Here is a 14,945-nt window from a genome sequence, read left to right on the forward strand (position 1 = left end):
ACCGAACCCGACTTCCAAGGAGAACCATATGAGCCTGCGCGAACGCCTCGCCGTGGCGGAGGATTCCCGCCAGCTTTCCGCCGCGCTGCCTGCCCAGTCGCAGGTTGCCTACCTCGAGCTGAAAGCCATGATGCACCAGCTGATCCTGGACCGCATCGACCTGGAACGCCTGAAGCGGCTGACGGCCGAACAGTTCAAGCACGAGCTGGCGCTGCTGGTCCAGCGCATCATCGAAGATGAACGGATCGTGCTGAACCAGACCGAGCGCCACCGGCTGGTGCTCGACATCCAGCATGAAATGCTGGGCTTCGGCCCGTTGGAGCGCCTGCTGTCCGATAACAGCATTTCCGACATCCTCGTCAACACGCACGCCAAGGTATACGTGGAGCGCGCCGGCCGCCTCGAGCTGACGGACGTGACCTTCAACGACAACGCCCACCTGATGAAGATCATCGAGAAGATCGTGTCCCGCGTAGGCCGCCGGGTGGACGAATCGAGCCCGATGGTCGACGCGCGGCTGCCGGACGGCTCGCGTGTCAACGCCATCATTCCGCCGCTGGCGGTGGATGGCCCGATCCTGTCGATCCGGCGCTTCTCCGTCAACCCGCTGACGATGCAGAACCTGATCGAGTACAAGAGCCTGACGCCGCCGATGATGCAGGTACTGCAGGCGCTGGGCCACGCCAAGATCAATATCCTGATCTCGGGCGGCACCGGCAGCGGCAAGACTACGCTACTCAACGTGATGTCCGGCTTCATCCCGGCGAGCGAAAGGATCGTGACAATCGAGGATGCCGCCGAGCTGGCAATGCGCCAGCCGCATGTGGTACGCCTGGAAACGCGCCCTGCCAACATCGAGGGCAAGGGGGAAGTCAACCAGCGTGCGCTGGTGCGCAACGCGCTGCGCATGCGGCCGGACCGCATCATTCTCGGCGAAGTGCGCGGCCCCGAGGCGCTCGACATGCTGCAGGCCATGAACACCGGCCATGAGGGGTCGCTCGCGACGATTCACTCGAACACCCCGCGCGATGCGCTGACGCGGCTGGAAAACATGGTGGGCATGTCCGGCGTGAACCTGACGCCGCGTGCCGCGCGCCAGCAGATTGCCTCGGCAGTGACCGTGGTGCTGCAGGTATCGCGGCTGACTGATGGGGCGCGCAAGCTCGTCAGCCTGCAGGAAGTCACCGGCATGGAAGGCGACGTGATCGCGATGCAGGAAATCTTCTGCTTCGAGCAGACCGGCGTCGATGCGGTCGGCAAGGTACTGGGCCATTTCTTCGCCACCGGCGTACGGCCTCGCTTCGCCGACCGGCTGGCGATGTTCGGCATGCCGGTGCCCGACAATGTGTTCGATCCCGACCGCGTGTTCGAATAGGAGCCGGCGATGGATATGTTATTCACCGCGTTCGCGGTCCTGGTATTCGCTGCCGTCATTTTCATGGTGGAGGGGGCGTGGATGTGGTGGGGCACCAGCCACGGCCGCAGCGCGCGGCGTATCGCGCACCGGCTCGACCTGATGTCCGGCCGCGTCGAGGGAAGCGAGCGGATCAGCATCCTGAAGCAGCGCCGCTATGCCGCGTCGCCCGGCCTGGAGCATTGGCTGCGCAGCATTCCCCAACTGGCATTGCTCGACCGGCTGCTGCTGCAGGCCGGCGGGCGCTGGCAGGTCGGGCAATTCCTCGCCTGGTCGTTTGCCTTGCCCTGTTTCACGCTGCTGCTGGTGCTGAAACTGCCGCTGCTGCCGGCGTGCGTGATGGTGGCCAGCGCCATCGGCGCACCGTACTGGCTGCTGCTGCGTGCCCGCGGCAAGCGGATGAGGAAGATCGAGAGCCAGTTGCCCGAGGCGGCCGACTTCCTGGCGCGCGCACTGCGCGCTGGCCACTCGTTCTCCAACGTGCTGAAGATGGTGGGCGACGAAATCCCGGAGCCGATCGGCGCTGAGTTCAAGGCCACGTACGAAGAGGTCAACTACGGCGCGCCCATGAGCGAGGCGCTGCACAACCTGGCCGCGCGAATCCCGCTGACCGACCTGCGCTACTTCGTGCTGGCCGTGCTGATCCAGCGTGAATCGGGCGGCAACCTGGCTGAGCTGCTCGGCAACGTCAGCCGGCTGACACGTTCCCGGCTGAAGCTGCAGGGGCAGGTGCGCGTGCTGTCGGCCGAAGGGCGCATGTCGGCCTGGGTGCTCGGCTTGCTGCCGTTCGCCATGCTCTTCCTGATGAGCCTGGCCAACTACAGCTATATCAGCCTGTTGTGGACCGATCCGCTCGGTATCAGGATGTTGTGGTTTGCCGGCGGATCGATGGCGGCCGGCGCCTTCTGGATGCGTAACGTCGTGAGGATTCGCGTATGAACGGGCACCAACTCGTATTCCTGCTGATCGTGTTCGTCGTCGTGGCCGGCCTGGTACTGGCTGCGCTGGCGATTTTTTCGCCGGTTCCGTTGCGCGAGCGGCTGCATGCGTTTCGCGGCGTACCCGAGGAGCCGGTCAAGCGCGGCGAAGGCGAATGGGTCGAGCGCGTGGCCCGCGTGGCCAAGCCGCTGACCAAGCTGTCATTGCCCGAGGAAGGGTGGGAACGTTCGCCGCTGCGCACGAAATTCATCAATGCGGGCTGGCGCGGCTCGTCGGCACCCACCCTGTATTTCGCCGCCAAGACCGCGCTGTCGCTCGGCATACCGGCGCTGCTCGCGCTGCTGCTGGTCGGCAGCATGGCGGATGCGCGCAACAGTTTCATGCTGGTGCTGTTCTTCAGCGCGGCGGTGGGCTATTACCTGCCGAACATCGTACTGGTTCGTACCGCCAGCCGGCGTCAGCGCGACATCTTCGAGAACATTCCCGATGCGCTCGATCTGATGACAGTCTGTGTCGAGGCAGGGCTGTCGATGGAGCGGGCGCTGACGAAGGTCGCGGCCGAGATCGACGTCAAGAGCTTCGTGCTGGCGCAGGAGCTCCAGCTCGTGCTGATGGAAATGCGGGCCGGTTTTTCCAAGGAAAAGGCGTTGCGCAATTTCGCGCTGCGCAGCGGTGTGGAAGATGTCGACACACTGGTGGCGATGCTGATCCAGGCCGAGCGTTTCGGGACCGGCATGGGCGATTCGCTACGGGTGCACGCCGACAGCTTGCGGCACAAGCGCACCCTGCTGGCAGAAGAAATGGCCGCCAAGATCGGCCTGAAGCTGCTGTTTCCGCTGATCTTCTGCATGTTCCCGTCACTGATACTGGTGCTGATGGGGCCGGCAGGTATCCGCATGGTGAAAGTGGTCTTGCCGGCAATGTCCGGCCAGTAATCAACGGAGGCGATATGGGCATCATCAAGACACAACCCTGGACACCGCGCGCGGGCCGGATGGCGGCTGCCGCATGTATCGGGGCGCTGCTGCTGGCCTGTGGCGGCCGCCAGCCGGCGCTGACGAAACATACCGTGCCGGTACCGGCGGTGGGTGCGGACGGGTACTACGCGATCGGCCGCGCCGAGCACGCGGCGCGCCGGCTCGATGCCGCGCAACGTGCCTGGGACGCGGCGCTGCGGCTCGACCCGCGCCATGCCGATACGCGCAACGGCATGGCCGTGCTGTTCGCCGAGCGCGGCAACTTTCGCCAGGCGATCGCCTTGTGGCGCACGCTGGTCGCAGAAGCCAAGGCGCTGCCGCCGGTCGAACAGGCTTTCCTGCTCGGGAACCTGGGCTATGCGCTGTACCTCCAGGGTGAACGCGGCGAAGCGGTAGCGCTGCTGGAGAAGGCCTGCGTGCTGGATCCCTATCAGCCGCGCACATGGGAACAGCTGGCCAGCGTGCTCGAAGCGCAAGGCCAGGGAGAACGTGCGGGGCAGATGAAGAAACAGGCGCACGCGCTGCGGATGCACGATATCCGCCACGACTATGCGTTGACCGGCGTGCGTGCGCCCACGGTGGCGGTGAACAAGGTACCGGAGCCGAGTCCGTGGCCCGAGGGCCTTGCCCGCACCGAACTGCGGCAAACCGGCGCCGTGATCGAGGTGCACACCATGGCGGCTGCTGCTCCTGTTGTTGCTGGCGGCCCTGCGCAGCAGCCGCTCGCACAAGGCAAACGCGATGACGGGGAGGTTTCCCACGGCAACGGCGGCTATCGGGGCGTGCGGCTCGAGATCAGCAATGGCAACGGCGCGCGAGGCATGGCGGCGGCCTGGAAACGCCGGCTGGCCGGGCCCGCATGGCAATCGGTACGGCTGACAAATGAAAAACCGTATGCGGTGCCGATGACGCGCATCGAGTACCGCGGCGATGCCGAAATGGGCGCGGTGGCACGTGCGCTGGCCAGTCGGCTCGGCCTTCCTGCGCCGAAGTTGCTGGCCGAGGGTGCTGCCCGCAGCGACCTGCGCATCGTGCTGGGCTGGGATCAGCGCGCGGTTCCCGCGCCAGCGGTGAAAATACCCGCGCAAGGCGCCATGCAGGCCCCCTGACACGGAACGGTGCCGTTGTTGCGGGCCGGCGAATGCCGGCTCAGTGCCGGCTCAGTGCCCGCTCAGTGCCAATTCACGTGGCCCAGGCCGCGCGCGCTGGCGCTGCGGCTTGCGGGCCGGCCATACACGGTGGCCGAGCCCAGGCCGGTCAGGCGCAGGTTGGCGGAAGTTCTTGCAAACACGGTAGCGCCGCCCAGGCCGGTCATGTCGACATCGACGCTGTCCGATTTCAGGCCCTGCGCATCGAGGCTGCCGACGCCGCCGAGGCGTGCGCGCAGCTTGCGGCTTTCACCGCTGACCACCATCTGGCCGGCACCGCGCAGGTTCAGTGCCACGCTTTCCGCCAGCCCCGTATTCACGGTCATGCTGCCGGCGCCGTTCAGGTTGGCATCGAGGTTGCGGTATTGCGCCTGCATGTGCACGGTGCCCGCGCCATCGAGCGCAACGCGCAGCCGTTCTCCGGCGAAGCCGTTCACCTCGGCGGACCCGACGCCGGCCGATACCAGTTCGGCCAGGTTCGGCAGCGTCAGTTCGGCGCGCAGCGCCGGGCGGCCGAGATGGATACCCTGCAGGTCGGTGCCGATGCGCAGCGTGTCGCCGCGCTGGGTCACCACGACCTTCGGCAGGTAGCGACGCTCACCCGAGATCACCAGCGCCGCCTGCGGGCCCTGCTTGAGCTTCAGGTCGATCACGCCATCCAGGACCACCTTCACGATGCGCGCATCGACGGCGCGGGACTCGCTGATGATGTCGGCCGCCTGGGCCGTGCTTCCTGCGCTGGCATACAGGGCCACGGCCATCATCGTTGCGTTGACAAACTTGTGCATCAGGGTCTCCGTTCGTTCAGGTGGCCGTGGCGCTTACAGCGCGGCTTTTTCCGCGGCGCTCAGGCGTTTTGCGCTGACCTTGACGACTGCCATCGGCGCGCCTTCGACGGCAACCGCGTAGACCTTCGGCTCCGGTGCCGCATGGTTGATGCGGGCGACGGCGGCACTGGCCATGCTGCTCGCACCGACGATGACGGCGGCGGCGAGGAAGATGGTTTCCATGTGTTTGGCGATGTTCATGATGCTCTCCTTTGAGGTGTTCAGTCAGTGCGGCGTTGGGGTTGTGTGCTGCGTTGATTGAACTATAGGGAGCCCGCGGTTCGTCCACCATGCGGATGCGACGAACGGCGGTTTTCGCGAGATGAACTGCGTTTCCGGCGCACCGTGGGTGCGCCGGCCGGTGCCTGCCGATGAGCCGGAAGAAGACGCCCGGAGAGGACTGTCAGAGAAGCGCGGCGATGGCCTCGCCCATCTGCGTGGTGGAAGCCTGGCCGCGCATGTCGGGCGTATGCGGCCCGTCGCGCAGCACCTGTTCGATCGCCGCCATGAGGGCGTCGTGCGCCGCCTTGAACCGTGCGTCGCCATTGCCGAGGAAGTCCAGCATCATCGCGCCGCTCCAGATCATCGCGACCGGGTTGGCGATGTTCCTGCCGTAGATGTCCGGCGCCGAGCCGTGCACCGGTTCGAACAGCGAGGGCAGCGTGCGCTCCGGGTTCAGGTTGGCCGATGGCGCGATGCCGATCGTGCCGGTGCAGGCCGGACCGAGGTCGGACAGGATGTCGCCGAACAGGTTGGAGGCAACCACCACGTCGAAGCGCTCGGGGCTCAGTACGAAGCGCGCGCACAGGATGTCGATGTGGTACTGGTCCCATTTCACATCGGCATACGACGGCGCCATGGCCTTCACGCGTTCGTCCCAGTACGGCATGCTGATCGAGATGCCGTTCGACTTGGTCGCAGAGGTCAGGTGCTTCTTCGGGCGCGACTGCGCCAGTTCGAATGCGTACTGGAGGATGCGGTCCACGCCCTTGCGGGTAAACACCGATTCCTGCAGCACGGTCTCGCGGTCGGTGCCTTCGAACAAGCGCCCGCCGGCGGACGAATATTCGCCTTCGGTATTTTCGCGTACCACGTAGAAGTCGATGTCGCCCGGCTGCTTGCCGGCCAGCGGGCACGGTACACCCGGCATCAGCCGCACTGGGCGCAAATTCACATATTGGTCGAATTGCCGGCGGAACTGGATCAGCGAGCCCCACAGCGAAACATGGTCCGGCACCGTGTCCGGCCAGCCGACCGCGCCGAAATAGATTGCGTCGAAGTCCTTCAGCTGGGCAAACCAGTCGTCCGGCATCATCTTGCCGTGCTGCCGGTAGTAGTCGCAGTTGGCCCATTCGAACGTGGTGAACTCCAGCGGCAGGTCGAAGCGCCGTGCCGCGGCGTGCAAGGCGCGCAGGCCCTCCGGCATGACTTCCTTGCCGATGCCGTCTCCGGCGATGACGGCGATGCGTTGAGTCTTCATGGAATCTCCTTTGATGGAATGCGTCCAGCATATCGCTTTTACGAAATGGATATAATCTGACTTCCCGTTACTCGACTGTTCACGAATCGTGAAAAATATGCCCGAGCTGGACGACCTGCAGCTGTTCTGCACCGTCACGCGCCTGAAGAGTTTCACTGCCACGGCGCATGCGCTCGGTGTGTCGAACGCTTTCGTGAGCAAGCGTATCGGCGTGCTGGAAACGGTGATGGGGGTGCGCCTGCTGCATCGCACCACCCGTAAGCTGGCGCTGACCGAACAGGGCCAGGTAGTCCATCGCTGGGCGCTGCGCATCCTGGAGGACGTCGAACAGATGGGGGAGGCGGTGTCGACCGAAAAGATCGCACCTGCCGGCCTGCTGCGGATCTGCACCAGTTCGGGCTTTGGCCGCAACCGCGTGTCGCCCGCGCTGTCCGCGCTGGCGAAGCGCTACCCGGCCCTGGAAATCCAGCTGGAACTGCTGGACCGGTCAGTCGACCTGATCGGCGAGGATTTTCACCTCGACATTCGCGTCGGCCAGGCGCACGAGCCGCACCTGATTTCGCGCCGCATTGCCCGTAACGCACGGGTACTGTGCGCGGCGCCGGCCTACCTCGCGGAGCATGGCGTTCCCGCCACGCTGGCGGAGCTCGCCTCGCACCGCTGCATCGTGATCCGCGAGCGCAACGAGGACTTCGGACGCTGGGCCCTGCAGGGGCCGCGCGGGATGGAAACGGTGAAGGTGAGCGGCCCGCTGTCGGCCAGCAACGGCGAAGTGGTGCACGGCTGGGCGCTGGAAGGCCACGGCATCATCCTGCGCTCCATGTGGGACGTGGGCCCGTCGCTCGCCAGCGGCGAACTGGTGCGTGTATTGCCGGAATACGAGCAGCCGGCGGACGTGTGGGCGATCTATCCATCGCGCCTGTCGACGTCGGCACGGCTGCGGGTGTGCGTCGAGTTCCTCGAGGAATGGCTGCGCAGCCAGCAGGAGGCTGCCGCGATCTGATGATCAGGCGGCTTCGTCCTCTTCATCCACCCTGGCGGCACGCATCCACTGTACCAGCGGCAGGGCATCCTTGAATCCGCCGGCGATCATCGGCACCAGCGCATCCGGATCGTTCAGGTCCAGGTCGACGTCGGTCCACACGAAAAAGCTCTTCAGCTTGATGAACTCGATGTGCTCGTGCTCCGGGTCGAAGCCCTTCGGCGGGCGCTGCAGCTTTCCTTCGTTCTGGATCGTGCCGTAGGTGGCCTTCAGGCCCCGGCTGTTCAACGCTTTCCGGAAACCCGCCGCATCGTCGACCATGTGCCGGCGCAGCGCGCGCAGCCGGTGCGGCGGCGGCATGTATTCGCCGGCGCCGAACTGCAACTGGCCGTGCCCGTTCAGCTGGAAGTAATAGGTGGGCCCGCCGGACTGGCTCGGCCGCCGCAAATCGCTGGGCGCCAGCGCGGCAGAGAAATTTGTTTTATAGGGACTCTTGTCGTGGGCGAAGCGCACGTCGCGGTTGATGCGGAAGATCGCCTTCTTCGGATTGCAGAACTTGACCTCGCGGTCGAACTTGCCCGTTTCGGCAATCACCTGCGTCACCAGTTCCAGGAACTCTTCGCGGAGGATGTCGTAGCGCGGCTTGTTCATCACGAACCACGGACGGTTGTTGTTCTCGGCCAGCTCTTGCAGGTAGCCGTTCAGGTCACGCAGATGCATTGATTTCTCTACTTTTTAGGGACTGGGCGCTTGCCCACGGTGATCGCCAGTTCGGACTCGCGGTTCTTGCGCAGCACGCGCATCTTCGCCTTGCCGCCCGGCTGCAGCTGGGCAATCAGGTTCAGCATCTCGGTGGTGTCGCGCACCGGCTTGCCATCGACGGAGAGCAGGATGTCGCCCGGCTTCATGCCGCCCTTGTCGGCCGGGCCGTTGCGCACCACGCCGGCAATGATCGCACCGCTCTCGCGCTGCAGGCCGAAGCTGTCCGCCAGCTCCGGCGTGATCTCCTGCGATTCCACGCCGATCCAGCCGCGTACCACGTGGCCGCTCTTGATGATCGATTCCATCACCGTCTTTGCCGTGCTGACCGGAATGGCGAACCCGATGCCCACCGAGCCGCCCGTTTGCGAATAGATCGCCGAGTTGATACCGAGCAAGTTGCCGTTGGTATCGATCAGCGCGCCACCCGAGTTGCCGAAGTTGATCGCCGCGTCGGTCTGGATGAAGTTTTCGAAATGGTTGATGTGCAGGTTGTTACGGCCCAGCGCAGAGATGATGCCCATCGTCACGGTCTGGCCTACGCCGAACGGATTGCCGATCGCCAGCACCACATCGCCCACCCTGGCGCCATCCGCGTTGCCGAGAATGATTGCCGGCAGCTGTTTCAGCTCGATCTTGATGACGGCCAGGTCCGTTTCCGGATCGGTGCCCACCAGCTTGGCGGAAGACTTGCGGCCATCCGCCAGCACGACCTCGATCTCGTCCGCCGCTTCCACCACATGGTAATTGGTGAGGATATAGCCATCCGGGCTGACGATCACGCCCGAGCCCAGGCTGTTCGGATCGTCTTCCTCTTCCTCGCTGTCGTCATTGCCGCGGTCGCCGAAGAAACGCTTGAAATACGGATCGCGCAGCAGCGGATGTTTTTCCGGCATTGCTTTCGACGTCAGGATGTTGACCACGGCCGGCATCGCCCGGTCCGCAGCGGCGCGGAACGAGTTCGGCGTGGGCGCGGGGGCGGCCACCATGGCCGAGGCCGGCTGAGCCGCCGTGCCGAGCTGCTGTATCGTGCCGGGGCGCGCGGGCGGCCAGTCGGGCCGCATCGCGGAATAAACGAAATACAGTGCCAGCACGATGGTCACCGCTTGCGCAAACAATAACCACAGTCGTTGCATGGCGTTCCTACAGGGATGGCGGCTCGAAGCCGCTCGGTTATTTTTTCAGGGCGTCGCGGATCTCGCGCAGCAGCAGCACGTCTTCCGCCGGCGGTGCCGGCTCCGACGGCTTCGACGGTTCCTCGAGCCGCTGGCGGGCTTTATGCACCAGCCGCACCATCTGGAAGATCACGAACGCCAGGATGAGGAAGTTTAACAGGATGGTGAGGAAATTCCCGTAGGCGAGCACCGCGCCCAGCTTCTTGGCTTCGGCCAGCGGCAGGTTCGGATCCTGGTTGTTGAGCGCCACGTAGTAGTTGGCGAAATCCAGTCCACCGATCAGCTTGCCGATGGGCGGCATGATGATGTCCTGCACCAGCGAATCGACGATCTTGCTGAACGCGGCGCCGATGATCACGCCCACTGCCAGGTCGATCACGTTACCCCGCATCGCAAACTGTTTGAATTCGTTCATCATGCCCATGGCGATCCTCTATGAATGGTAGTTGTTACTCCCGGATCATACTGTCTTTTCGATACCGAGCCCAAGCGGTGAGGGTGGGCGTTTACAGTGCGCCGCAACATGGCGACCATTTTTACTATTGCAAGCTTTTCGCTTTGATGAGTGTTTATGTTCACTTATAATTTTGTGTTGCTGTAGGTCTGTTGTCGCTTTACAAATATTCGAATTTTTATAAGATTGGGGTTTGTATGAGCATTGAGAAGCAGGTCGATCCCAGCCGGCGAGGTCTGTTAGTAGCCACCTGTGCCGCCGGCGGCGTGGTAGGACTCAGCACTGCAGGCGTTCTCGTCAGTACGTTTCAACCCTCCGAGCGCGCCAAGGCCGCGGGCGCGCCGGTCGAAGTAGACATCTCCTCCCTCGCGCCCGGCGAAATGGTCACGGTCGAATGGCGTGGCAAGCCGGTCTGGGTCCTGCGGCGCACGCCTGAAATGCTCGCTTCGCTGAAGAAGACCGACGGCCAGGTGGCCGACCCCGGTTCCGAGCGCAATCCCGACGAATTCACTCCCGAGTACTGCATCAACGAAGCGCGCGCAATCAAGCCCGAGTACCTCGTCGCCATCGGCATCTGCACCCACCTCGGCTGCTCGCCTTCCACCAAGTTCACCCCTGGCCCGCAACCGTCGCTGCCCGATGACTGGGCCGGCGGCTTCATCTGCCCCTGCCATGGCTCCACATTCGACCTGGCCGGCCGCGTGTTCAAGAACAAGCCGGCGCCGGACAACCTGGTCGTGCCGCGCCACATGTACCTGAGCGACACCCGCATCCTGATCGGCAAAGACGAGAAAGGCGAGGCATAACATGGGCGCGTTCAAGGAGACGAAACTGCCGGCCGATGCGCCGGCGGCACAAAAGGCGCTGGGCTGGATCGACGACCGCTTCCCCCTGACCAAGCTGTGGAACGACCAGTGGGGCCGCTACTACGCGCCGAAGAACTTCAACTACTGGTACATCTTCGGCTCGCTGGCGATGTTCGTGCTGGTGCTGCAGATCGTGACGGGCATTTTCCTGACGATGCACTACAAGCCGGATGCCAACCTGGCCTTCAACTCCGTCGAATACATCATGCGCGAGGTGCCGTGGGGCTGGCTGGTGCGCTACATGCACTCCACCGGCGCGTCGGCCTTCTTCATCGTCGTCTACCTGCACATGACGCGTGCGCTGCTGTACGGTTCCTACCGCAAGCCGCGCGAGCTGATCTGGCTGTTCGGCTTTGCGATCTTCCTGTGCCTGATGGCCGAGGCCTTCTTCGGCTACCTGCTGCCGTGGGGCCAGATGTCGTACTGGGGCGCGCAGGTGATCGTCAACCTGTTCGGCGCGATCCCGCTGATCGGCCCGGACCTGTCGCTGTGGATCCGCGGCGACTACGTGGTCTCCGACGCCACGCTGAACCGCTTCTTCGCCTTCCACGTGATCGCCATCCCGCTGGTGCTGCTGGGCCTGGTGGCCGCGCACCTGATCGCACTGCATGAAGTGGGCTCGTCGAACCCGGACGGCATCGAAGTGAAGGAAAACCTGGGGCCGGACGGCCACCCGGTCGATTCGATCCCGTCGCATCCGTACTACACGGTGCACGACCTGTTCGGCGTCTCGGTATTCCTGCTGATTTTCTCCGCCGTGGTGTTCTTCGCGCCGGAAATGGGCGGTTACTTCCTCGAGTACAACAACTTCCTGCCGGGCGATCCGCTGAAGACGCCGCTGCACATCGCGCCGACCTGGTACTTCACGCCGTTCTACTCGGTATTGCGCGCCACCACCGCCGACTTCATGTGGGTGCTGATGGTTGCCGTGGCCGCGTACGTGTGCTTCCTGTGGCTGAAGTCGAAGCTGGCGTACCTCACCAAGGTGATCATCGCCGTCATCGCCATCGTGGCGATCATCGGCATGCTGCCGCAGGTGCTGGACGCGAAATTCTGGGGCGTGGTGTTCTTCGGCGGCTCCGTCATGATCCTGGCGTTCCTGCCGTGGCTGGATCACTCGCCGGTGAAATCGATGCGCTACCGCCCGTCCTGGCACAAATACCTGTTTGCGCTGCTGGCCGTCGCGTTCGTGGCGCTCGGTTACCTGGGCACGCAGGCACCGTCGGTGATCGGCACGATCGTGTCGCAGGTGGCCACGCTGTACTACTTTGCGTTCTTCCTGCTGATGCCGTGGTGGAGCACGATGGGCACCTTCAAGAAGGTTCCCGATCGCGTTGTCTTCCATGCACACTGAACCGGCCATCGGCAAAGGACACGAATGATGAATTTCACCAAGAAGTTTTTCGCCTCGACCTTGTTCTCGCTGGCGACGCTGCTGCCGGCCCTGGCAGTCGGGGCCGAGGGCGGCCACCCGCTGGACCGGGCGCCGGACCGGTCGACGAACATGGCGGCATTGCAGAACGGCGCCAAGCTGTTCGTCAATTACTGCCTGAACTGCCACAACGCGTCGTCGATGCGGTACAACCGGCTGCGCGATATCGGCCTGTCGGAAGACCAGATCCGCAACAACCTGCTGTTTACCGGCGAGAAGGTGGGCGAACTGATGACCACCGCCATGCCGGCCAAGGATGCCAAGGCCTGGTTCGGCGTGGTGCCGCCCGATCTTTCCGTGATTTCGCGCGCGAAATCCGGTCCGGCAGGCACCGGTGGCGACTATCTGTATACTTATCTGCGCACCTTCTACAAGGACGATACCCGGCCGACCGGTTTCAACAACCTGGTGATCCCGAACGTGGCGATGCCGCACGTGCTGTGGCAACTGCAGGGCGTCCAGGCGGCAAAGTGGGTCGATGAAAAGGATCCGCACGACGCCACCAAGACGATCCACAAGTTCGCCGGCTTCCAGCAGGTGACACCCGGTACCATGAGCCAGCTCGAGTTCGACACCGCCGTGGCCGACCTGGTCGGTTACATGGAATGGATGGCGGAGCCGGCCGCGCAGACCCGCAAGCGGCTGGGCGTGGCCGTGCTGCTGTTCCTGTCGGTATTTGCCTTCCTGGCGTGGCGGTTAAATGCCGCGTATTGGAAAGAAGTCAAATAAAAATTTGATTTCTGCTTGCCGATTTTGGTAAGGTCTCGTTTTTGCTCCGCGCGTTAACCATGCCGCGCGGCCAACTGGGGTGAACCGTTCGCGGTCTCGCCCCCTTTGTTTTCTTAAGGAACTACCAACATGATGGTTCTCTACTCGGGCACCACCTGCCCATTTTCCCAGCGCTGCCGCCTGGTCCTGTTTGAAAAAGGCATGGATTTCGAAGTGCGCGACGTTGACCTGTTCAACAAACCGGAAGATATCTCGACGATGAACCCGTATGGCCAGGTGCCGATCCTGGTCGAACGCGAACTGATCCTGTACGAATCGAACATCATCAACGAATACATCGACGAGCGCTTCCCGCACCCGCAACTGATGCCGGCCGACCCGCTGATGCGCGCCCGTGCCCGCCTGATGCTGTTCAACTTCGAGAAAGAACTGTTCGTGCACGTGCACACGCTGGAAAGCGAGCGCAACAAGACGAACGACAAGAGCCACGACAAGGCCCGCGCTGAAATCCGCGACCGCCTGACCACGCTGGCGCCATTGTTCCTGAAGAACAAGTACATGCTGGGCGACGAATTCTCGATGCTCGACGTGGCCGTGGCGCCGCTGCTGTGGCGCCTGGATCACTACGGCATCGAACTGTCGAAGACCGCCGCGCCGCTGATGAAGTATGCCGAACGCATCTTCTCGCGTCCGGCCTACATCGAAGCGCTGACGCCGTCCGAGAAAGTGATGCGCCGGTAATTCGCCTTCGGCGGATTTGCGGAAGCTTGTGCAGTACCGGCGTCCCTAGCAGGGGCGTCGGCTTTCCAAGAATAATCATGGCAGAAATTTCTACCAAGCCTTACATGCTGCGCGCCATTTACGAGTGGTGCACGGACAGCGGCTACACGCCCTACCTGGCGGTCAAGGTCGATTCCGCGACCACGGTACCGATGGAGTACGTGAAGAAGGGCGAAATCGTGCTGAACATCAGCTACGGCGCCACGGCCGGGCTGAAGATGGACAACGACAGCATCCGCTTCAACGCCCGTTTCGGTGGTGTGTCGCGCGAGATTTTTATTCCCGTCAATAACGTGATGGCGATCTACGCCAACGAGAACGGGCAGGGCATGGCGTTCGAACCCGTGCTGGGCCAGTCTTCCGCACCGGTTCCCGCGCCCACGGCCGAACCGCCCGCGCCGACCTTGTCTTCCGTGCCATCGCCATCGGCGCCGGCACCTGCCGCGGTACCGGCCAAGTCCGACGACAACGGGCCGGACGATGGCGGCGACGGTCCCAAGAAGGGCGGCCGGCCCACCCTGACCCGCATCAAATAGCGTATAATTTCGCTGTTGTTCAGATCACGCCGGCTTAGCTCATTTGGTAGAGCAGTTGATTTGTAATCATCAGGTGGCCAGTTCGAAACCGGCAGCCGGCACCAGTAAAATAAAGCACTCAGCCCAGCCTTTATGGTTGGGCTTTTTGCTATCTGGACGTCATGTAGGCACTGTGTAGGTTTTTCCCGAAGGTCTTGTACCCGCGCACGCAGCGCTGCGGCATCAGCGGCGCCGCGGCGGTTCACGCCGGGGGCTGCATCGTCCCGCGCGAGGATCTGCGTCGACGTGGTGCCGCCCAGCCCGCAGTTCGCCACCGGGATCAGCTTGCCGCCAGACTATATCAGCATGTTCGCCCCCATCCGGGCGGAGCGCAGATCTTTGCTGTTCCACAAGACGACATCGGCCCGAGTCAGGTCGTGCGTATCTGCGGTGGCGATATCGGCGAGC

The 14,945-nt window shown here is 63.6% G+C and carries 16 protein-coding genes and 1 tRNA gene; 11 read left to right on the forward strand and 6 right to left on the reverse strand.

Translation table 11 applies throughout. From position 1 onward, the window contains the following. Window positions 1-28 precede the first annotated feature (28 nt). The 4 genes from ACY34H_RS01530 to ACY34H_RS01545 are packed head-to-tail and all read left to right on the forward strand — an operon-like array spanning window position 29 to window position 4,439. Window positions 29-1,375: a CpaF family protein gene (locus ACY34H_RS01530; RefSeq protein WP_464975715.1), complete on the forward strand. Its 1,347-nt coding sequence runs from the start codon at window positions 29-31 to the stop codon at window positions 1,373-1,375. A gap of 9 nt (window positions 1,376-1,384) precedes the next feature. Further along, window positions 1,385-2,353: a type II secretion system F family protein gene (locus ACY34H_RS01535; protein ID WP_464975716.1), complete on the forward strand. Its 969-nt coding sequence runs from the start codon at window positions 1,385-1,387 to the stop codon at window positions 2,351-2,353. Then, complete coding sequence (locus ACY34H_RS01540; protein WP_464975717.1) at window positions 2,350-3,288, forward strand: type II secretion system F family protein; 939 nt, start codon at window positions 2,350-2,352, stop codon at window positions 3,286-3,288. Before ACY34H_RS01535 ends, ACY34H_RS01540 begins: the two co-directional genes overlap by 4 nt. Window positions 3,289-3,302: 14 nt before the next feature. After that, window positions 3,303-4,439: a LytR C-terminal domain-containing protein gene (locus ACY34H_RS01545; RefSeq protein WP_464975718.1), complete on the forward strand. Its 1,137-nt coding sequence runs from the start codon at window positions 3,303-3,305 to the stop codon at window positions 4,437-4,439. Between the two features lie 62 nt (window positions 4,440-4,501). Here the strand turns inward: ACY34H_RS01545 and ACY34H_RS01550 are convergent, their stop codons facing one another. From ACY34H_RS01550 to ACY34H_RS01560, 3 genes are all read right to left on the reverse strand, one after another. Continuing rightward, a complete protein-coding gene (locus ACY34H_RS01550) occupies window positions 4,502-5,266 on the reverse strand; it encodes a GIN domain-containing protein (RefSeq protein WP_464975719.1) in 765 nt (254 codons plus the stop codon). A 33-nt stretch (window positions 5,267-5,299) separates the two neighbouring features. Further along, window positions 5,300-5,506: a hypothetical protein gene (locus tag ACY34H_RS01555; protein ID WP_464975720.1), complete on the reverse strand. Its 207-nt coding sequence runs from the start codon at window positions 5,504-5,506 to the stop codon at window positions 5,300-5,302. Window positions 5,507-5,708: 202 nt separating this feature from the next. Further along, entirely contained in the window at window positions 5,709-6,785 is a 1,077-nt protein-coding gene (locus tag ACY34H_RS01560; RefSeq protein WP_464975721.1) for a tartrate dehydrogenase, read from the reverse strand. 88 nt (window positions 6,786-6,873) lie between these two features. Between ACY34H_RS01560 and ACY34H_RS01565 the strand changes: the two genes are divergently transcribed. After that, the gene (locus ACY34H_RS01565) at window positions 6,874-7,788 is read left to right on the forward strand and encodes a LysR family transcriptional regulator (protein ID WP_464975722.1); all 915 of its coding nucleotides are present in this window, start codon (window positions 6,874-6,876) and stop codon (window positions 7,786-7,788) included. A gap of 3 nt (window positions 7,789-7,791) precedes the next feature. Here ACY34H_RS01565 and ACY34H_RS01570 read toward each other — a convergent pair whose 3' ends face one another. Genes ACY34H_RS01570 through mscL form a run of 3 tightly spaced genes read right to left on the reverse strand, consistent with a single transcriptional unit; the run spans window position 7,792 to window position 10,125 of the window. Beyond that, window positions 7,792-8,487: a DUF2461 domain-containing protein gene (locus tag ACY34H_RS01570; protein WP_464975723.1), complete on the reverse strand. Its 696-nt coding sequence runs from the start codon at window positions 8,485-8,487 to the stop codon at window positions 7,792-7,794. Window positions 8,488-8,495: 8 nt separating this feature from the next. Continuing rightward, window positions 8,496-9,662, reverse strand: coding sequence for a Do family serine endopeptidase (locus ACY34H_RS01575; RefSeq protein WP_464975724.1), 1,167 nt, complete (start codon window positions 9,660-9,662; stop codon window positions 8,496-8,498). Window positions 9,663-9,699: 37 nt separating this feature from the next. After that, the gene (gene mscL / locus ACY34H_RS01580) at window positions 9,700-10,125 is read right to left on the reverse strand and encodes a large conductance mechanosensitive channel protein MscL (RefSeq protein ID WP_464975725.1); all 426 of its coding nucleotides are present in this window, start codon (window positions 10,123-10,125) and stop codon (window positions 9,700-9,702) included. Window positions 10,126-10,352: 227 nt separating this feature from the next. On the opposite strand from mscL, the gene petA reads away from it, so the two are divergent. The 6 genes from petA (at window position 10,353) to ACY34H_RS01610 (ending at window position 14,602) form a co-directional block, all read left to right on the forward strand. Further along, on the forward strand, window positions 10,353-10,961 hold the full coding sequence (gene petA / locus ACY34H_RS01585) for a ubiquinol-cytochrome c reductase iron-sulfur subunit (protein WP_464975726.1): 609 nt from the start codon (window positions 10,353-10,355) through the stop codon (window positions 10,959-10,961). A gap of 1 nt (window position 10,962) precedes the next feature. Then, a complete protein-coding gene (locus ACY34H_RS01590) occupies window positions 10,963-12,375 on the forward strand; it encodes a cytochrome b (RefSeq protein ID WP_464975727.1) in 1,413 nt (470 codons plus the stop codon). A 27-nt stretch (window positions 12,376-12,402) separates the two neighbouring features. After that, window positions 12,403-13,182 (forward strand): cytochrome c1, encoded by a 780-nt coding sequence (locus ACY34H_RS01595; RefSeq protein ID WP_464975781.1) that lies wholly within the window; start codon window positions 12,403-12,405, stop codon window positions 13,180-13,182. 129 nt (window positions 13,183-13,311) lie between these two features. Continuing rightward, window positions 13,312-13,923 (forward strand): glutathione S-transferase N-terminal domain-containing protein, encoded by a 612-nt coding sequence (locus ACY34H_RS01600; protein ID WP_090436157.1) that lies wholly within the window; start codon window positions 13,312-13,314, stop codon window positions 13,921-13,923. A 77-nt stretch (window positions 13,924-14,000) separates the two neighbouring features. Continuing rightward, window positions 14,001-14,498, forward strand: a complete 498-nt coding sequence (locus ACY34H_RS01605; protein ID WP_464975728.1) for a ClpXP protease specificity-enhancing factor — start codon at window positions 14,001-14,003, stop codon at window positions 14,496-14,498. A gap of 28 nt (window positions 14,499-14,526) precedes the next feature. Beyond that, window positions 14,527-14,602: transfer RNA gene (locus tag ACY34H_RS01610), tRNA-Thr, on the forward strand. Window positions 14,603-14,945: the final 343 nt, after the last annotated feature.

This window comes from Pseudoduganella sp. jia 9, from assembly GCF_055502615.1.